Origin of the sequence: Rhizobium leguminosarum (assembly GCF_019798305.1) — a bacterium.
Lineage (GTDB): Bacteria > Pseudomonadota > Alphaproteobacteria > Rhizobiales > Rhizobiaceae > Rhizobium > Rhizobium leguminosarum_U.
Window position 1 is genome coordinate 108,358 of sequence record NZ_JAAXDD010000014.1, and the last position, 17,582, is coordinate 125,939.

15 protein-coding genes, 1 pseudogene and 1 riboswitch are annotated in these 17,582 nt (G+C 59.0%); of the genes and pseudogenes, 8 read left to right on the forward strand and 8 right to left on the reverse strand.

The window, feature by feature from the left end; all coding sequences use genetic code 11:
- The first annotated feature begins 88 nt into the window (after positions 1 to 88).
- The gene (locus HFO99_RS24050; protein WP_221951638.1) at positions 89 to 352 is read left to right on the forward strand and encodes a hypothetical protein; all 264 of its coding nucleotides are present in this window, start codon (positions 89 to 91) and stop codon (positions 350 to 352) included.
- 58 nt (positions 353 to 410) lie between these two features.
- Here HFO99_RS24050 and HFO99_RS24055 read toward each other — a convergent pair whose 3' ends face one another.
- A complete protein-coding gene (locus HFO99_RS24055; RefSeq protein WP_221951640.1) occupies positions 411 to 644 on the reverse strand; it encodes a helix-turn-helix domain-containing protein in 234 nt (77 codons plus the stop codon).
- A 420-nt stretch (positions 645 to 1,064) separates the two neighbouring features.
- Positions 1,065 to 1,255: pseudogene (locus tag HFO99_RS24060) on the reverse strand (IS5/IS1182 family transposase); the annotation flags it as partial.
- Between the two features lie 936 nt (positions 1,256 to 2,191).
- On the opposite strand from HFO99_RS24060, the gene HFO99_RS24070 reads away from it, so the two are divergent.
- The 7 genes from HFO99_RS24070 to HFO99_RS24100 all read left to right on the forward strand — a co-directional run bounded on the left by HFO99_RS24070 (position 2,192) and on the right by HFO99_RS24100 (position 8,546).
- Entirely contained in the window at positions 2,192 to 2,902 is a 711-nt protein-coding gene (locus HFO99_RS24070) for a hypothetical protein (RefSeq protein ID WP_221951646.1), read from the forward strand.
- Positions 2,903 to 3,121: 219 nt separating this feature from the next.
- A riboswitch (TPP riboswitch) is annotated at positions 3,122 to 3,233 on the forward strand.
- A gap of 92 nt (positions 3,234 to 3,325) precedes the next feature.
- On the forward strand, positions 3,326 to 5,152 hold the full coding sequence (thiC, locus tag HFO99_RS24075; RefSeq protein WP_222364007.1) for a phosphomethylpyrimidine synthase ThiC: 1,827 nt from the start codon (positions 3,326 to 3,328) through the stop codon (positions 5,150 to 5,152).
- Position 5,153: 1 nt separating this feature from the next.
- Positions 5,154 to 6,128, forward strand: a complete 975-nt coding sequence (gene thiO / locus HFO99_RS24080) for a glycine oxidase ThiO (protein ID WP_222364009.1) — start codon at positions 5,154 to 5,156, stop codon at positions 6,126 to 6,128.
- A complete protein-coding gene (gene thiS, locus HFO99_RS24085; RefSeq protein ID WP_221951745.1) occupies positions 6,125 to 6,322 on the forward strand; it encodes a sulfur carrier protein ThiS in 198 nt (65 codons plus the stop codon). The genes thiO and thiS overlap by 4 nt, the downstream gene beginning before the upstream one ends.
- A 3-nt stretch (positions 6,323 to 6,325) precedes the next feature.
- Complete coding sequence (locus HFO99_RS24090) at positions 6,326 to 7,099, forward strand: thiazole synthase (RefSeq protein WP_221951743.1); 774 nt, start codon at positions 6,326 to 6,328, stop codon at positions 7,097 to 7,099.
- Positions 7,096 to 7,716: a thiamine phosphate synthase gene (locus tag HFO99_RS24095; protein WP_222364011.1), complete on the forward strand. Its 621-nt coding sequence runs from the start codon at positions 7,096 to 7,098 to the stop codon at positions 7,714 to 7,716. The genes HFO99_RS24090 and HFO99_RS24095 overlap by 4 nt, the downstream gene beginning before the upstream one ends.
- A 353-nt stretch (positions 7,717 to 8,069) precedes the next feature.
- On the forward strand, positions 8,070 to 8,546 hold the full coding sequence (locus HFO99_RS24100) for a hypothetical protein (protein WP_222364013.1): 477 nt from the start codon (positions 8,070 to 8,072) through the stop codon (positions 8,544 to 8,546).
- Positions 8,547 to 8,660: 114 nt separating this feature from the next.
- Here the strand turns inward: HFO99_RS24100 and HFO99_RS24105 are convergent, their stop codons facing one another.
- The 6 genes from HFO99_RS24105 to HFO99_RS24130 form a co-directional block, all read right to left on the reverse strand.
- On the reverse strand, positions 8,661 to 9,656 hold the full coding sequence (locus HFO99_RS24105) for a tyrosine-type recombinase/integrase (protein WP_222364015.1): 996 nt from the start codon (positions 9,654 to 9,656) through the stop codon (positions 8,661 to 8,663).
- Positions 9,653 to 10,573: a tyrosine-type recombinase/integrase gene (locus HFO99_RS24110; protein ID WP_222364017.1), complete on the reverse strand. Its 921-nt coding sequence runs from the start codon at positions 10,571 to 10,573 to the stop codon at positions 9,653 to 9,655. The genes HFO99_RS24105 and HFO99_RS24110 overlap by 4 nt, the downstream gene beginning before the upstream one ends.
- Positions 10,570 to 11,802, reverse strand: a complete 1,233-nt coding sequence (locus tag HFO99_RS24115; RefSeq protein ID WP_222364020.1) for a tyrosine-type recombinase/integrase — start codon at positions 11,800 to 11,802, stop codon at positions 10,570 to 10,572. The genes HFO99_RS24110 and HFO99_RS24115 overlap by 4 nt, the downstream gene beginning before the upstream one ends.
- 62 nt (positions 11,803 to 11,864) lie before the next feature.
- Positions 11,865 to 15,158, reverse strand: a complete 3,294-nt coding sequence (locus tag HFO99_RS24120; RefSeq protein ID WP_222364022.1) for an error-prone DNA polymerase — start codon at positions 15,156 to 15,158, stop codon at positions 11,865 to 11,867.
- The gene (locus HFO99_RS24125; protein WP_222364024.1) at positions 15,155 to 16,666 is read right to left on the reverse strand and encodes a Y-family DNA polymerase; all 1,512 of its coding nucleotides are present in this window, start codon (positions 16,664 to 16,666) and stop codon (positions 15,155 to 15,157) included. Before HFO99_RS24125 ends, HFO99_RS24120 begins: the two co-directional genes overlap by 4 nt.
- Complete coding sequence (locus HFO99_RS24130; RefSeq protein ID WP_222364026.1) at positions 16,587 to 17,339, reverse strand: ImuA family protein; 753 nt, start codon at positions 17,337 to 17,339, stop codon at positions 16,587 to 16,589. Before HFO99_RS24130 ends, HFO99_RS24125 begins: the two co-directional genes overlap by 80 nt.
- Between the last annotated feature and the right edge of the window lie 243 nt (positions 17,340 to 17,582).

The window sequence follows — 17,582 nt, forward strand, 5'->3', positions numbered from 1 at the left end:
AACAAGCCTTTCAGATAACGACTGCCGTCCAGTCGGTCTATCCTTTTTAAGTATTCGGCTCACACGGGCTCCAATCGCAGAGAACGACTTGAAAGCCGACTTCGATTGGATTGAGATCGGGCGAATGGCGGGCAGGCCGAGGAGCCGGGCGCCTTTTGCTTTGACCAAAGCGACCAGTTCGAATTTCACCCCCATGCTGAAGCCCGATCCGGTGAAGACGAAGCTTGCGGCTCCGCGTAAGACTTCAGGCGCTCAGGAAAAGATCTGGTCCAGCCGGCTGGACGAGCACGTCCAGCCGTATTTGGTTAATGCGCCGCAGTTGAACAGCATCCGCTTGAAGCGCGACCCGTGAGTTGCTGCACCCATCTTCCTTGGAGAGGTGCAGCCTTGGAAGTAGCTGTTCAACGATGTCAGCGCGGGGCATCGCATATCTTTTCTAGAATCCCTAGAGCGGATGCGGTCCTTCGGATCCTCGACGCGTCGAAATCCGCGTCATTCTCCAGAGCTGTCACCTCTGCCACAGTCAGACCAGTGGTTTCGGCAACGTCATCCAGCGAATAGCCGCGAGCCAGGCGAGCTTCTGCAAGCAGAGCACCAACGGACAGGGCGACTTGGGATTTCGCAATGTTCGAGACCATGTTCATGTCGTTAAAGCTCCTTTTGGCGGCCGGAAAACGTGCATCCGTTTTCTAGTTCCACCGCTGCCGACCGCGTCCGGCAACGGAGAGTTTCTTCGAAATCCGCGGGCGCTCTTTCTATCAGTTTGTGCCACGGAGTATAGGTCTGACGCGATGAGGGACGGACAACCTTGCATTGCAGCTACGAGACGTGACCCGCTCCCAACTGCGGCGTCGCGCCGGTGGAAAGCTCGTGGGGAGTGATGCACTGATCGTTCCCAAGCGGGGAGCGATGGACAAGCAATTCGAGAGTTGCCCAGGCCGGCGGCATCCTGGAACGCGGTAACGTGGAGATCGCTCGCCTGCATGTCGGTAATCGCGTCCGGCGTGGCGTCGTCGCCGCCGCCGAGCTATCCTTGAAACGGTTGATCGTGCCGTGCGTGCCTTGCGGCGAATGGATTTCGGGCGCGCAGCCAAGCATGCGTTGAGAAAGGCGCAGGTGATCGCGACTTCGGTTTGCTGACTAGGCGCGACCTGGCCCGCAGACGCGGCCACATGATTGACCTGTATCGCCCGATTGCCGTTTCGACCAAAGAGCGTTTGCCGTGGCATTCAGAGACATGCCATTCCATTCGGCCACCCAAAGCCGTGAAGTCAATATATGTAATTATATAGGCAATATTATAACCTACGGATTTTTATGCGGATATGCACCTCCGTTCCGAGCTATGAACGATATACTATGAAATATATCCGGATCATCTGTTGTGTTGCTGATGGTTTTCATGAACTGTCCTGGTTGGGAGCTACGATAGTGCACCACAGGAAGGTTATTTCCTATGAATGCTGAAATCTTGCCGGCGACATCATCGTCGGCAGGCTTGCACAAGGAGCACGATGACATGGGTAACAAAAAGCAATCAGACAAGCGCCTTGGCTACTCGCATCTGCGGTTGGCAACCATCGACGGCGTGTCGCTGCCTGGTCTGCAATTGTCACTCGACCGTCAGGAGGGCTCCGGGTCGAGGAAGAAAACCTTTTTCCAACAATGGCTCCTGGATTTTGCTTTCGCTTGCGAGCTATTTTATCCGATCCAGCTATATGAACATCTCGCAACGAGCGACGGCGACGACAAAGGCGCTAAACCGTCAAGTGAGAGTTATGAGTATGGACTTGGGAGAATTCGGACCGGCCACCACGTTCCTCATTTGGAATCCACGTCTCTCGGGTTTCCATATTCCAGAATGGAAGCACCGGCTCAGTCGCCGACGCTTGCAAACTCCAACAACAGGTCGGCGAGCGGATGGAGGATATCATGGAAGACATGGATGCGACGCAAGCAAAGGACGGCTCGGGCACACAGATTTCAACAGGTGCGAACCAGCACGGCAGGAACATCGAAAGATGGTAAGAATGTCTTCGGGAACCCGACCGTTATACGGTGCACGCAAGCCGCAGTTCAAATCCTGCTGCCGCTATCATATACGCTGACAATGCTCGCTCAACAGCAAAAATTAAGGAAATTTGACCCTCAAGGTTCGCCCAATTATACTGCAGAAAGGATTTCATTCTCCATGTCATTATGTTCTGCGAAATGCATTCGCATCGCCGCACTTGCAGCGGCCGCCATCGTGATGGGCACCCAGATCGCAATTGCGCAAGAGCCGTCTATAGGGTCTCAGTGGCTGAACACGCCGGCATCTCGAGTGGAAGCGCTTGCGGTCCTCCAGACCTTGAATGCCAATCTCCTGAGTAACGCCAGTGCTACGTTGACCCTTGATCGCTGGTGCGCCGCGCATAAGCTCGCACCGGAAGGTTCCAAGATCGTAGCTCAGCGTGTGGGCGGGCAAGGCAAACCGGCCGATGAGCACATCCGTGAACTTCTGACCGTCGGCCCCGGTGAGCTTATCGCTTATCGCCGCGTCCGCTTGGTCTGCGGAGACCGCGTCTTGTCCGAAGCCGACAACTGGTATGTACCCGCTAAATTAACTGCAGAGATGAATCAGGCGTTGAATACCAGCGATATCGCGTTTGGCAGAGCCGTTCAGGCTCTCAATTTCACTCGCACAAACCTGTCTGCCAGGTTGCTCTGGTCCCCTCTATCCGAAGGCTGGGACATGGACGGCTTAATAGCGTATGAAACAAGTTCCCTTAGCCTGCCGCCGTTCCTGCTCGAACATCGTGCCGTACTAAAACTTCAAGACGGCACGCCGTTTAGCGCCTTGGTCGAAAGTTACACGGACAAAGTACTGGACTTTCCAGTTCCGCGCCTGCCTTCTCAATAGCGCTTCGGTATCTCGGTACACTTGCTGAACTGCTCGGGATAAAACCGACAGCCACGGCATGCGACAAATGCGGCTGTCTTGCGGAAGCATGTCGGTCGCGCGATTGACTTGTCGAATCGTTTGATCGCAGCGACCACACACGATAGCTTGAGAGTAATCTGACCCCAAGCCATCGCAGATTGTCGCTTGACAGTCCCCTTGGCAAGCCTCTACCCTTTTGGCATTCACCAGGGGGGTCCCGGCAAGGGGCTGAGATACTGCTATCGCGCGCAGTGACCCGTTGAACCTGATCCAGTTCATACTGGCGTAGGGACGGTGCAAGCGCTTGAAGGCAGTGGATTCACGCGCGGAATCCGTGCCGGCGTCTTTTCATCATTCCGGCTGAGGACTGGGTCTCCAATCGAAAACTCGGAGCCTCAAACCATGAATATCGCCGCAAAGAATATCACCCCATCCGTCACCACCGGCCCCTTTCCGGCATCCAGTAAGATCTACATTCGCGGGGACGTCCATCCCGAAATTTGCGTGCCGATGCGCGAAATTAGCCTGCATCCGACATCGGGCGAGCCGCCCGTCGTCGTCTACGACTCCTCCGGCCCCTATACGATCGAGGGCGCCGAGATCCGTATCGAACAGGGGCTGCCCTCACTGCGACGCGACTGGGTTCTCGCCCGCGGCGACGTCGAGGCCTATCAGGGCCGCCATGTCCGTCCCGAAGACAACGGCTTTGCCAGCGGCGAAAGGCTGACGCCCGAATTCCCCACGCTACGCCAGCCGCTGCGCGCAAAGGACGGCAAGGCCGTCACCCAGTTCGCCTATGCGCGCACTGGTATCATCACGCCGGAAATGGAGTTCATCGCCATACGCGAAAACCTTGGCCGCAAGGCGCACGCGGATGCCATGGTCCGCGACGGCGAAAGCTTCGGCGCGCATATTCCGGACCATGTGACGGCGGAATTCGTCCGGCAGGAAGTGGCGGCGGGTCGGGCGATCATCCCCGCCAACATCAACCATCCCGAAGCCGAGCCGATGATCATAGGCCGGAAATTCCTGGTGAAGATCAACGCCAATATTGGCAACTCGGCGGTCACCTCGTCGATGGCGGAAGAAGTCGAGAAAATGGTCTGGGCGACCCGCTGGGGCGCTGACACGGTCATGGATCTCTCCACCGGCCGCAACATCCACAACATCCGCGAATGGATCATCCGCAATTCGCCGGTGCCGATCGGTACCGTGCCGCTCTATCAGGCGCTGGAGAAGGTCGAGGGCATTGCCGAGAACCTGACCTGGGAGGTCTATCGTGACACGCTGATCGAACAGGCCGAACAGGGCGTCGACTATTTCACCATCCATGCCGGCGTGCGGCTTCACTACATCCCGCTCACTGTCAACCGCGTCACCGGCATCGTCTCGCGCGGCGGTTCGATCATGGCGAAGTGGTGTCTCCATCATCATCGCGAAAGCTTCCTATACGAACATTTCGAGGAGATCTGCGACATCTGCCGCGCCTATGACGTTTCCTTCTCGCTCGGCGACGGCCTGCGCCCTGGCTCCATCGCCGATGCCAACGATGCAGCGCAATTCGCCGAACTGGAAACACTGGGAGAGCTGACCAAGATCGCCTGGGCGAAAGACTGCCAGGTTATGATCGAGGGCCCCGGCCATGTGCCGATGCACAAGATCAAGGAGAACATGGACAAGCAGCTCGAGGTCTGCGGCGAGGCACCCTTCTACACGCTCGGGCCGCTGACGACGGATATCGCACCGGGTTACGATCACATCACCTCTGGAATAGGCGCAGCCATGATCGGCTGGTTCGGCACCGCGATGCTCTGCTACGTCACGCCGAAGGAGCATCTCGGTCTTCCCGATCGCAATGACGTCAAGACCGGCGTTATCACCTATAAGATCGCGGCCCACGCGGCTGATCTCGCCAAGGGGCATCCGGCAGCACAGCTGCGCGATGACGCGCTCTCGCGTGCCCGTTTCGAATTCCGCTGGGAGGATCAGTTCAACCTCTCGCTGGACCCAGAAACCGCCCGCAGCTTCCACGACGAGACGTTGCCGAAGGAAGCCCATAAGGTGGCGCATTTCTGCTCTATGTGCGGCCCAAAATTCTGCTCCATGCGCATCTCGCACGATATCCGCGCCGAAGCACAGAAGGAAGGTCTGGATGCGATGGCAGCGCGTTATCGTGAGGGCGGCGGCCTCTATATCCCGATAGAAACCCAACAGCAATCGGGCGAATAAGATGCGTGTGCTTGTCAAAGGGGCCGGCGTTGCCGGCCTGACGGTGGCGCATGAACTGCGCGCTCGAGATGCCGAGGTCACTGTGCTCGATCCATATGACGGTTTCCTCGGTGCTGCATCGTGGCTCGCGGGCGGAATGTTGGCGCCCTGGTGCGAGCGGGAGAGTGCTGATCGCGCTGTGCTGATGCGCGGCCTCACCGCCGCCGACAAATGGGAGGCAATGGTGCCTGGAGAGGTGCGACGAAACGGAACGCTCGTGGTCGCCCCGGCCCGCGATCTTGGTGAACTGCAACGCTTTGCCTGCCGCACGACCGGTTATGAATGGCTGGAAGAGACGGCGATTGCGGCGCTGGAACCCTCTCTTGCCGGGCGGTTCCGGCATGGGCTGTTCTTCCGCCGCGAAGCCCATCTCGATCCTCGGCGAGTGTTGTGTCTGCTGCGCACCAAGCTGACGGTTCAGGGGGTCACCTTCGTGGGCGAGAGCCCGCACGAGGAGAGCTTTGACGGTGTCGTCGATTGCACGGGCGCAGCGCAGATCGGCCAGGCGAAGGAGTTGCGCGGCGTTCGCGGCGAAATGCTCTACCTTAGAAGCTTTGACGTGGATCTCTCCCGGCCGGTCCGCTTGCTCCATCCGCGTTTCCCCGTCTACATCGTCCCGCGTGGAGACGGTCTGTTCATGGTCGGCGCGACGATGGTCGAGACGGAACTCGACGGGCCTATAGTCGCCCGTTCACTGATGGAACTGCTCAACGCTGCATACACGCTATTTCCGGCCTTTGCCGATGCAACCATAATCGAAACGGGTGTCGGAATCCGCCCAGCCTTTCCGGACAATCTTCCACGTGCAAGCCATCAGGGAAAGGTGATCTCGCTCAACGGCCTCTATCGACACGGCTTTCTGCTCGCGCCAGCCATGGCCGCCGAGGTCGCTGAACTTGTTTTCAACCAACATGCCACGAGAAGGAAAGCCTCATGAAATTGATCGTTAATGGCGAGGCGCAGGACGTCGCGGCTGAGACACTGTCAGAGCTTTTAGTCCTGATGGAATACGAGGGTAAATGGCTGGCGACAGCCGTCAACGGTGAGCTTGTCCATCGCGAAGACCGTTTCGATCGTTCGCTCAAAGACAATGACAGGATCGAAATCCTGTCGCCGATGCAGGGAGGCTGACGGATGCTGACGCTTTATGGCGCCGAAATAAACTCCCGTCTGCTGCTCGGCACAGCGCGATACCCCTCTCCTGCCGTCCTCTCCGAGGCCGTCAGGCGATCGGCGACGGAAATCGTCACCGTCTCGCTTCGCCGTGAGATGTCTGGCAGCCGCAGTGGGGGAGCCTTCTTCGAGATGATCCGCGCGCTCGGCGTTCGTATCCTTCCCAACACCGCAGGTTGCCACAGCGTCGCGGAAGCGGTGCTGACCGCAAAGATGGCACGCGAGCTGTTCGCCACCGACTGGATCAAGCTCGAGGTCATCGGCAACCATGATACGCTACAGCCGGATGTCTTCGGTCTCGTTGAGGCGGCTCGCATTCTCGTCAGCGAAGGTTTTCAAGTTTTCCCATACACGACAGACGATCTGGTCGTGGCCGAACGACTGCTGGAGGCCGGCTGCAAGGTGCTCATGCCGTGGTGCGCACCGATCGGTAGTGCCGCCGGGCCGCTCAATCCGACAGCGCTCAGGGCAATGCGGGCGCATTTCCCTGACGTGTCGCTGATCGTCGATGCCGGCATCGGTCGGCCGTCGCACGCAACTGCGGTGATGGAGCTCGGTTTCGATGCGGTTCTGCTCAACACCGCCGTTGCTGGCGCCGGAGATCCCGCGGCGATGGCAGGCGCCTTTGCCGCGGCAATCGCCGCCGGCAATCAAGCCTTTAAAGCCGGCCTGATGGAGCCGCGCGACATGGCCGTACCCTCTACGCCGGTGATCGGAAAGGCGGTGTTCACATGAAGCTCGATCCGTTCTACCTGATCGTGGACAGCGCCGAGTGGATTGCCCGGCTGGTACCGCTTGGCGTCAAGCTGGTGCAGTTGCGCATCAAGGATCGTCCGAGGACTGAAGTATGCGCCGAGATTCGTCGCGCAGTAGCAGTCTGCGCTAAACATCAATGTCAGCTGATCGTCAACGACTATTGGCGGCTTGCGATCGAGGAAGGTTGCGGCTTCGTCCATCTCGGCCAGGAGGACATTGCGACAGCGGACCTCGACGCGATCCGAGCGAGTGGCCTGAAGCTTGGCGTCTCAACGCATGACGAACGCGAGCTGGAAATCGCACTGGCAGCAAGGCCTGATTATATCGCACTCGGCCCGGTCTACACGACGATCCTCAAGCCGATGAAATGGCCGCCGCAAGGGCTGACGCGGCTGAGCGAATGGAAATCGCGCATCGGCGACCTGCCTCTCGTCGCCATCGGCGGGTTGAATGTCGAACGGATCGAAGGCGTCCTTGCTCACGGGGCGGATAGCGTCGCCGTCGTGACCGACGTGATGCGGCATGAAAATCCGGAACTTAGAACAAAGCAATGGATCATCGCCACAGCGCAGGCGCGAACCCACAATCTTCAGTAAGCCGCCAGGAAACCTGGGTAATGGATTGTAGAACCTACGGGTCGTCAAGGTAGTGGCATCGCTTTAAATCCGTCGCCTTGAACGGCTTCGATCCAACGATCCGCTTTTTCAAACTGAATATCAATGAAAATTCCTGCTCTTCACCTTCAGCGTATCGATGTGAAGGTCAGGCACTTATACCGAGCCCGATACTATGCCGAGCCCATTCCCTAAGGCCCGAGATTTCCGGTAGTCCAAGATCGAAAGCTCGGCATAGTTTGAACGCGTTGGAAGACCCGGTTCGGCCCAATGCGGACGATTGACTGTTAACGCCTCATGGAAGTAGCTCTGGACCACCTTATCTGAGCAGCGTTATGATCGTCACTATTCCGCACCAGTCCCACTTTCCCGATATTGGCGACCAAGAGATTGCCAGCCTGGGCGTACCTTTTGCTTTTGTCTCAGTTTTCGACCACTGGTTGACGGAGGCGGAGTGTATGGCGACGAATTTGTTCACCTATAGAAATGCCTTTAAGGCCAATCAACTTCATGATTATTTAGCGGGGGAAAGAAAATTTCTCGCCCTCTATAATCATCTCGGAAACGCCGGCACCATCGTGAACTGTCCAGGAGTGCTTCGGTCCATAAATTCCGCTAGCTCCGAATTTCAACGAATATTGCGGCGTAGTCTGCGCGAGGCTCTGCTCATGGATATATATCTTGAGGGATATGGGGTGCGCATCCTCGGAAATTTTGACCGCACTGATGTAATTATCGCGGATACACGCGAGCAACTAGATGTGTTGGAAGCGGAAATCGCTAAATTCGGTCTTCATATGCTGCGTAAGTAACATAGGCTGGCGACCGCTTTTGGCGCTTTCCTGCCTAATGAAAACTCCTCGATGATTGGTGGGCTCGGCATGACATCGCGGCTCTCGCTGCGATGTCAATAGCTCCGGCAGGGATCAAAGTTTGTCGAGAAACGCCAATAGCTCATCGCCAGCCCTGAACCGGCCAGGCGATTGTTTATCGAACGGGTCGATCTTGGCTAGAGCGGCTTCCTTGATTGCCAGGTGGGCATGCAAGTACGGCTGTGTGGACCGCGTAGACTCATGGCCGAGCCACAATGAGATCACCGTGCTGTCGACACCAGCATCCAACAACTCCATCGCTGCGCTATGTCGAAGGACATGGGGTGATATCCGCTTTGATCGTAGCGACAAGCAGCCCTTCGATGCTGCCAAAACGTATTTGGCCAGAAGATACTGAACGGCATCAGGGCTCATCCGCCCGCCGTGAACGGTCGGGAAAAGAGCATTGCCGTTCCCGACCGGCGGCTCATCCAACCAGGCTTTGAGCGTAGCATTGAGCATTCTGGTTATCGGCGTTGTGCGTTCCTTGCGGCCCTTCCCGAAACACCGGATATGCGCTCCCGTGCCAATGGTGACGGCACTTCTATCAAGGCCCACGAGTTCGGAGAGACGCATCCCTGTCTGCACGGCGGTCAATAGCAAGACATAGTCGCGGCGGCCAACCCACGTTCTTCGATCAGGAGCCGAGAGGATCGCTTCGATTTCGTTGCGCATGAGGAATTGCACCTCCCGCTTCGACCCAATCTTCCCAGGGATCGCAAGCACCCGCTGTATCTGCCCGCTATACGCTGGTTCCTCAAACGCCAGGAAGCGGGAAAAACCGCGAATTGCGGTGAGCCGGAGATTATATGTGGCCGCGCTAGCATGACGCCCGCTGTCCAGATCGTCGAGGAAAGCGACAATCAGTTCCGCATCCAAATCCTCCAATCGAAGGGCTGACGGATATTTGCCAGTTCGACGATGCGCGAACTTCAGCAAAAGCTTGAAGGTATCTCGATAGGAGGCGATTGTGTGGGGGCTCACGTTGCGTTGGCGGGCGAGCCGCTGCCCAAAGAAGCGCTCGATGAGCCGTGGGAGTGGATTGGTCATTCGGCTGCCTCCCATCGTGCGTCGAGACGAAGTCTTACCTGCTCCAGCAGATCGGGATGCGCCGTAAGGTACCAATAGGTGGCGCTGACGTAATTATGCCCGAGGTAGGTAGAAAGCTCTGGCAATCGTCGCTCGATGTCTTCGCCATCCCGATACCAGGACAGCAGTGTTCGAACAGCGAAGGTGTGGCGGAGATCGTGAATTCTGGGACCGTCCCGCTGCTCCGGCTGCCTCAGTCCCGCCTGGCGTGTCCAAAGGATAAAGGAGAAGTGTGGATTGGCATGGATCAGAGGTCTGCCGAGGTCGCCGGTGAAGAAGAATTGGCTGACCCGTCTGACCGGATGATCGTCACGGATTGCCGCATATCGCCCAAGGGCCAGCGTCGTGCTTGGATGCAACGGTACGATGCGGGTCTTTCCGAACTTCGTCTCGCGGATCGTCAGCATGCCTGCATCAAGGTCGGCATCCTCTCGAAGAAGGCGAGCCGCCTCCGAAAACCGCAATCCGGTGGATGCAAGCAAACCGAGGAAGTAGTGATATGTCGGCCCCCGGAAGCTTCCGGGATGGAGATCGAGCATCGACTTCAGTAGATCGGCGACCTGTTCGTCTGAATAGATGAATGGGCGCGGTCTTCGTTGTGGTGGAAAGATGTGCGGAGGCGGAATCTCAGTTTGGGGATCGACCACCTGGAGGTGGCGGGCAAATGCTCTGACCGTCGAAAGGCGCGACGACCACGTTGCGGGACCACATTGGTGGCTTGCCCAATCCACCGCAGTCTTCGCGGTGACCCGCAGTGCGCCAAGCGCAGTCGCATACCTCACAAAATTGCGCAGGCGGCTCTCTTGAGTTTGGAGCTTGAACCCGAGTGAGCGCCGCAACGTCAGATATTGTTCAAGGGCATCGGACATGTCCATCATAGAACCACTCCCGCCCATGGCCGTGAAAGGGAACGCAGGCCCTCGATATCGAACTTTGCATATATCCTGGTGGTATCAGGGTCTTTGTGGCGAAGGAGTTGGGCAAGCTCGGTCATGCCCACGCCAGACCTGACCGCAATCGTGGCGAAGGTGTGCCTGAAAATATGCGCGTGATGAGACCGCGTGCCTGAAATCTTCGCCCGCTTCAGCGCTCTGCGCGCAATCAGGATGACGGGCGTGGCCGTCTCGAACGGTGTGCATGGGGTCTGCACCCTGTGAAATATGGTGCGGGACCCGGATGTTGGACGTCCATGCAGGATGTAGTCAGATATTGCCGCCCCGACGTCCTTCGGAAGGGGCATGGTCGCGACCCTACCGCCTTTGCCGTTAACACGCAGGAGTCCTGATCGCCAATCGATGTCATCAAGCGACAAAAGGGCGACTTCGCTTGCACGCAGACCAAGCCTAGAAAGAAGCAAAAGCACTGCAAGGTCTCTGCGGCCAGGGATCGTGGACAGATCACAGGCCTCCAGAACCGACTTCAGTTGCGAGACGCTCATGTAAGCTGGCAATGCCGAGAAACGCAGGTTCCTTGGACTCGGGACCGCTGCGGAGAGATCATGCTCCGTGAGTGCCGATGCGTGCAGGAAGCGGAGCAAAACCCGAAGGCGGGAGAACCAGGTCCCAAGGGAGTTGCTCTTCCGGCCTTCGAAGTTGTTCGCCAGATAGTTCCGTACCTCGATGTGTGTGAGTTGGGAAACGCCACTGTGCTCGGCCCAGACGGTCCGAAGAAAGCGCCGTGCCGACCAGACGTGCCCAGAGATCGAGTGCTTCGAATAACCTCGACGATGTAGCCCCGCGCCGAAAAGCGTGGCGATCTTCTCGGCCGGTTCGGCTTTCTCTGCCGGTGGGCATAGAACACCAGCTCTCACGAGTTCGATTTGCAGGCGGCGCAGTGCGATGCGATTACCATTCTCTATAGCACCTGTAGACAATCGGCTGGCGATAAACTGGTCGATATCAGCAGCGTCAAGTCTTTCTGGCTCTCCACCGTGGCGTCTGTTCTGGCATTCGACAAAAGCCCCGATAAATCGAACGGCTCTCAACATGGTCTCCGACGAGTAGCCTTTGTCGATCATGGAGGTGATTACGGCATCTACAGTCGCCCGATGTGGCCAATCTTCAATCAGCTTCCAGCGCTTTACTGTCTCGAAAGAAGGAATAGTCATGCGTGTCTCCGCTACGTTGCAGTTGCGGAGGCAGACTATTATGCCGAGCTTTCGATCTTGGACTACCGGAAATCTCGGGCCTTAGGGAATGGGCTCGGCATAGTATCGGGCTCGGTATAAGTGCCTTTATGCCGAATTCGGCATAACGGAATGAACATGTCGCGCGTGGCGATAACCGGCTTCGGCGTATCCCGTGGATCAGGCCCCCCGCCTCTGACGAATTCATCACCACGGCCGGCCGGAAGCTTGAACTCCTCATCCCGATTGGCAAGGCCCACAAGGTCGCCTGACAAGTCGAACAGCTGCTGGGCGACAAGATGCACGACCTCTCCTTCCCGCTGGATCCGGCCATTGATCGCCATCATCGAGGATCCGAGAACGACACGCCGGCGCTTTTCGAACAGTGTCGGCCAGACGACGAGGTTCGCCGGCCCGGTCTCGTCCTCGATGGTGATGAACATGACACCCTTGGCTGATCCGGGCTTTTGCCGCACCAGGACAAGGCCGGCGGTGTAGACCCATTGCCCGTCCCTCGAATTCATCGCCTCGGCACAGGTGATGATATTGCGCACTGATAGATCCTTGCGCAGGAAGGCGATCGGATGCTGCCGCAATGTCAGCCCGGTATGGCTATAGTCCTCGATGACGTTATGCCCGTCCGTCATCTGCCGAAGTGCCACCTCCGGCTCCTTCTGCTCGGCAATTGCAGCCATCTCCCGCTCGGCGGCCGCCGCAAACAGCGGCAGTGGTTCATCGCGCAGCGCCTTGATCGCCCAAAGCGCGTCGCGGCGTTCAAGCTTCAGCGAGGGCAGAAAGGCATCGGCCTTGGCAAGCTGGACGAGCGCTTCCGATGGCACGCCGGATCGACGCCACATGTCGTCAACCGAGGCAAAGGCATTGTCCATGCGTGCCGCGACGATGCGCGCCGCGTCAGCGACCGCCAGTCCTTTCACCTGCCGGAAACCGAGCCGAACGGCATGGCGGCCAGTATTGCCAACCCGCTCCAGCGTGCAGTCCCATCGGGACCGATTGATGCAGACCGGCCGCACCTCGACGCCGTGGGCTCTCGCGTCGCCGACGATCTGGGCCGGCGCGTAAAAACCCATCGGCTGCGAATTGATGAGCGCCGCGCAGAAGGCTTCCGGATAATGGCATTTAATGTAGCTCGACGCATAGGCGATCAGCGCAAACGAGGCAGCATGGCTCTCCGGGAAACCATAGGAGCCAAAGCCTTCGAGTTGGGAGAAGGTCTTTTCGGCGAATTCGGGCGTGTAGCCATTCCTCACCATGCCGGACACGAGCTTGTCCTTGAAGCGCGAAACACCGCCGGTGAACTTGAAGGTCGCCATCGACTTGCGCAGCTGGTCGGCCTCGCCACCGGTAAAGCCGGCGCAGACCATCGCCACCCGCATCGCGCTCTCCTGAAACAGCGGCACGCCGAGCGTCTTGCCGAGGACCGCCTCAAGCTCGGGCGTCGGATATTCGACCGCCTCCTTGCCTTCGCGCCTCCGCAGATAGGGATGCACCATATCCCCCTGGATCGGACCGGGCCGGACGATGGCGACTTGCACCACGAGATCGTAAAATGTCCGAGGCTTTAGGCGCGGCAACATCGCCATTTGCGCGCGGCTTTCGATCTGGAACGTGCCGAGCGTATCGGCTTTGCGGATCATCGCATAGGTCGCAGGATCCTCCTGCTCGATCTTCGACAGGTCGAGATCCCGGTCCTTGTGCTCGCGGATCAGATCGAAGGCCTTGGCCATACAGGTCAGCATCCCGAGCGCCAGGATGTCCACCTTCATGAATTTCAGGGCTTCGACGTCGTCCTTGTCCCATTCGATGATTTGACGGTCCTTCATCGTCGCCGGTTCGATCGGCACGAGATCGTCGAGCCGATCATGGGTGAGGACGAAGCCGCCCGGATGCTGGCCAAGATGCCGTGGCGCGCCCATCAATTGCTGCGCAAGCTTCAAAGTCAGCACAAGACGCCGGTCGTCTGGATTGAGATTGAGCTCGCGGACATTGCGATCGCAGACCTCCTCCGACCAGGCCCACATGCCCGACGACAAGGCCTTGATCACGTCCTCCGGCAGGCCGAGCGCCTTGCCGACATCGCGGATCGCGCCGCGGGCCCGGTAGCGCGTCACGGTGGCGCAGAGCGCTGCCTTTTCTCTGGTGTAGGTCTGGTAGATCCACTGGATCACCTCTTCACGCCGCTCATGCTCGAAATCGACGTCTATATCCGGCGGCTCGTCGCGCTCCTGGGATACAAAACGCTCGAACAGAAGATCGTTGGTCGAGGGGTCGATGCTGGTGATGCCGAGAATGTAGCAGACGGCGCTGTTGGCGGCGGAACCCCTGCCCTGGCAAAGAATGCCCTGGGACCTTGCATAGCGCACGATCGAGAAGACGGTCAGAAAATACGGGGCGTATTTCATGGTGCGGATGAGATCGAGCTCGTGCCGCACGACCTTCAACACATCAGGCGGTAGTCCTTCAGGGTAGCGATCGGGCACGCATTGCCAGACATAGTGCTCCAGCGAGGCCTGAGCATCCTTGCCCGGCACGATCGCTTCCTCCGGATATTGGTAGGTGAGCTCCTCAAGCGAGAAAGTGCACCGACGGACGATCTCCATGGTTCGTGCCAGGGCCTCTGGATATCTCGGAAACAACCGCTCCATTTCTTCTGGCGGCTTCAGATAGCGATCAGCGTGGCGCTCGCGCTCAAAGCCGACTTCGTCGATCGTGGTGCGGGTGCGAATACAGGTGACGATGTCCTGCAACTGCCGGCGACCTGGCTCATGGAAGAGGACATCATTGGTGACGACCGTCTTCACCTTGAACCGCGCCGCAAGATTGGAAATCTCATGCAGCCGCAGTTGGTCGTTCTGCCGACGCCGCAGACAAAGCGACACATAGGCGCGATCACCAAACAGCTCGGCCATCTTGCGCAGCTGGATCGCACAGGCGCCATCCGGCAGGTCCGGCACAAGAATGCCGATCATGCCGTCGGCGTAGGCAATGACATCGGCCCAGTGGAGGATGCAGTTGTTCTTGCCGCCGCGCGACTTGCCGAGCGTGATGAGGCGGGTCAGCCGGGAATAGGCAGCCCGGTCGGTCGGGTAGGCCAGCAACGACATGCCGTCTTGCAGATCGAGCCGGCAACCGACAACGAGGCGTAATCCCGTGGCGCGGGATGCTTCAAGCGCCCGGACGATTCCGGCAAGCGAATTGCGGTCGACAACGCCGAGGGCTTCGATGCCAAGAGCCTTGGCGGTTTCGAACAGTTCCTGCGCCGAGCTTGCACCGCGCAGGAAGGAAAAATGGGTCGTGACCTGCAGCTCGGCATAACTCATGCGAAGATCCCATGGCAGAACCAGCGATGGCTTCCGGTTTCAGGATCGATGCCATCACCGGAGCGAAACACCCAGAGACGCTCGCCGGTTTCGTCTTCGATAACGAAATAGTCCCGCACCGCCTCCATCTCGGCGTCGCGCTGCCACCACTCGCCAAAGATCCGTTCCGGACCGTCGGCTCGCTTGACCTTCCGCCGCTTGCCGCGCCAGGTAATCGAGACCGGCGGCCGGTCCGGCAGCAAGGCGATGGCCTCGATCAGTTCGGGACGGGCCAGCAGCCGGACAGGCCGGCGCCAATGGCTGACCCAGGTGACCTCGACCGGATCGGCAGCAGGACTGATGCGCTGGACGGAGCGCTCGGGCACATCGGAGGCAACGGGTGCCACTCGATACACACGCTGGCCACGGTTGCCGTAAATATCGATCAGCGGCATCACGTCCTTCACTTCCTCTTCGACCAGCGAGGAGGATTTCTGGCGCTCCTCCAGCGGCTCGACTATGACCGCAACCAGGGTCAGCTTCTCGATCCCGAAGCCGGGCTCGATCTTCTCCGTCCGATCGCGAAACAGCTTCGTCAGCCAAGCGACGTCGCGCACCGGCTTCACCGTACCGGCGCGAATTGCCTGACGGGTCCCGTCCATCTTCTCGACGATCAGGTCGGCGCGCCGAACACCAAGGCCGCGCCTTTGCAGCTCCTCGATCAGTTGCACGACCAGCCGGCCGGCATATTTGTTGATGGTTTCGGCAGCACCGATCGGTTCGGCAAAGGCGCGGCTGACCTCGATCAGCTCAGGGGTGCGGATCGGATTGATGGGTTCGGAGACGCGGCCGAACATCTGGTCGAGCCGCCGGCCAATCTCCGGGCCGAAACGAAGCGTCAGTGGCGCGCGCGGCGTATTGGCCAATTCGCCGATGGTCTGGAATCCGAGCACGCGCAGATCGCTGACGACATTCCCGGGAAGGCGCAGCAACGATATCGGCAGCTTTTCGACGGCGCGGACGGTCTCACCTGAAGGCACGATGACCGTTTCGCGGCTGATGGCGCGGGCGCAGGCATGGGCCGCACCCCAGCTGTCGGCGATCGCAACACGGGGGGTGAGTTTTTTTGCCAGGAACTGATTGGCGATCTTCGTCACCATGGCGAGCTCGCCGCCCTGCAGGTGATCGGCACCCTCGGTGTCCATGACGATTCCATCGATCCCATCGACCGCGACGATCGGCGAATAGAGCGTCAGCGCCCAAAGGGTGATGCGTTCGAGTGCTGCGGCATCCTTTGCAGGATCCGCATCGACCAGCATCAGGCCACGGAACAGCGCCTGTGCTTTGGCCGCCGGCATGCCGACATGCACACCGGCTTTTCGGGCGGCCGCGTCGGCGGCCGACACCCAGCGCTTCGAGCCGCTCCTGGCAATCACGGCGATTGCCTGTTCAGGCGGAATAGACGGATCGGCGCGACGAATGCGATCCGTCGGCAGATCCGGAAGATAGATCGAGACAACCCTTGTCATCGCACGCCCTCACGAGAAACTCAGCACATTCACCCGCTTTCACGCGCATCAATTCCAGCAACCATTGGGCCCTCCCCACACCCGGCACTGGCAATTCCTCCGATGGCATCACGCTGACCCGCCACCGCGTGGTCGACGCCGTCGGCTGCCCGAAATCATTCGCCTCCGTCTGCCGTCGCCAGAGTCGCACAGCAAGCGCCATCGTGCCTGTTCGCTCGGCCGCCAGCTGCAGCCGGCGCGAGCTAACCATCGGCAGGCGAACGAGTTCACCGACGACGGCGCCGAGCCCGCCAAAGGAAAGCCCTTCCTCCATGTTTGCCAGAACGTCCTCCTCCTTGTCGGATTCGACAAAGATCACCCGGTCTGGATGGAGACCGACCTGGGCGAGCGCCGGAAAGAACAGATCGGGGCGCGTCAGGCACCAGACGATCGGGCCTTTGGTGCGGGCCGCGATGCCCGCCGCACAGAGCGCCGCCGCCGCACCATCGACGGTGCCCGACCCGCCGCCGGCAAATTCGTGCAGGGCGCCATAGGCCAGACCACCTCCCGGCAGGACTGCATCGATTTCCGGCACGCCGAAGGACAGACAGCCAGCTTTTCTGGCGGACACACCCTCCAGCGAGGCGATGCGCTCGCGCAGATCGGAAATCACCCTTTGACGGGCAGCAGTCATCGTTCACGGCTCCCTTCAAGGTCGTGTTGGCGGCCGACATCATGTCAGACAGAATGCAGATGTTCTCCTTCTGTTCCGACGCAATTAAAGAGTCAAGCAACCGGAGGAATGGGAATATTATCCTGAACATTAGAAATCAGTAGAATACCGAAGGGAATCAGCCCAATAGCGGCCTGTGGATTTTTTTCCGACCGTTTGCGCGCGCTAATCCCTTTGTGTGAATTGCGGGGACAAGTCGGTATC

Coding starts and splice junctions, on each gene's coding strand:
- HFO99_RS24055 (WP_221951640.1), bottom strand. CDS start 644: ATGAACATGGTCTCGAACATTGCGAAATCCCAAGTCGCCCTGTCCGTT.
- HFO99_RS24070 (WP_221951646.1), top strand. CDS start 2,192: ATGTCATTATGTTCTGCGAAATGCATTCGCATCGCCGCACTTGCAGCG.
- thiC (WP_222364007.1), top strand. CDS start 3,326: ATGAATATCGCCGCAAAGAATATCACCCCATCCGTCACCACCGGCCCC.
- thiO (WP_222364009.1), top strand. CDS start 5,154: ATGCGTGTGCTTGTCAAAGGGGCCGGCGTTGCCGGCCTGACGGTGGCG.
- thiS (WP_221951745.1), top strand. CDS start 6,125: ATGAAATTGATCGTTAATGGCGAGGCGCAGGACGTCGCGGCTGAGACA.
- HFO99_RS24090 (WP_221951743.1), top strand. CDS start 6,326: ATGCTGACGCTTTATGGCGCCGAAATAAACTCCCGTCTGCTGCTCGGC.
- HFO99_RS24095 (WP_222364011.1), top strand. CDS start 7,096: ATGAAGCTCGATCCGTTCTACCTGATCGTGGACAGCGCCGAGTGGATT.
- HFO99_RS24100 (WP_222364013.1), top strand. CDS start 8,070: ATGATCGTCACTATTCCGCACCAGTCCCACTTTCCCGATATTGGCGAC.
- HFO99_RS24105 (WP_222364015.1), bottom strand. CDS start 9,656: ATGACCAATCCACTCCCACGGCTCATCGAGCGCTTCTTTGGGCAGCGG.
- HFO99_RS24110 (WP_222364017.1), bottom strand. CDS start 10,573: ATGATGGACATGTCCGATGCCCTTGAACAATATCTGACGTTGCGGCGC.
- HFO99_RS24115 (WP_222364020.1), bottom strand. CDS start 11,802: ATGACTATTCCTTCTTTCGAGACAGTAAAGCGCTGGAAGCTGATTGAA.
- HFO99_RS24120 (WP_222364022.1), bottom strand. CDS start 15,158: ATGAGTTATGCCGAGCTGCAGGTCACGACCCATTTTTCCTTCCTGCGC.
- HFO99_RS24125 (WP_222364024.1), bottom strand. CDS start 16,666: ATGACAAGGGTTGTCTCGATCTATCTTCCGGATCTGCCGACGGATCGC.
- HFO99_RS24130 (WP_222364026.1), bottom strand. CDS start 17,339: ATGACTGCTGCCCGTCAAAGGGTGATTTCCGATCTGCGCGAGCGCATC.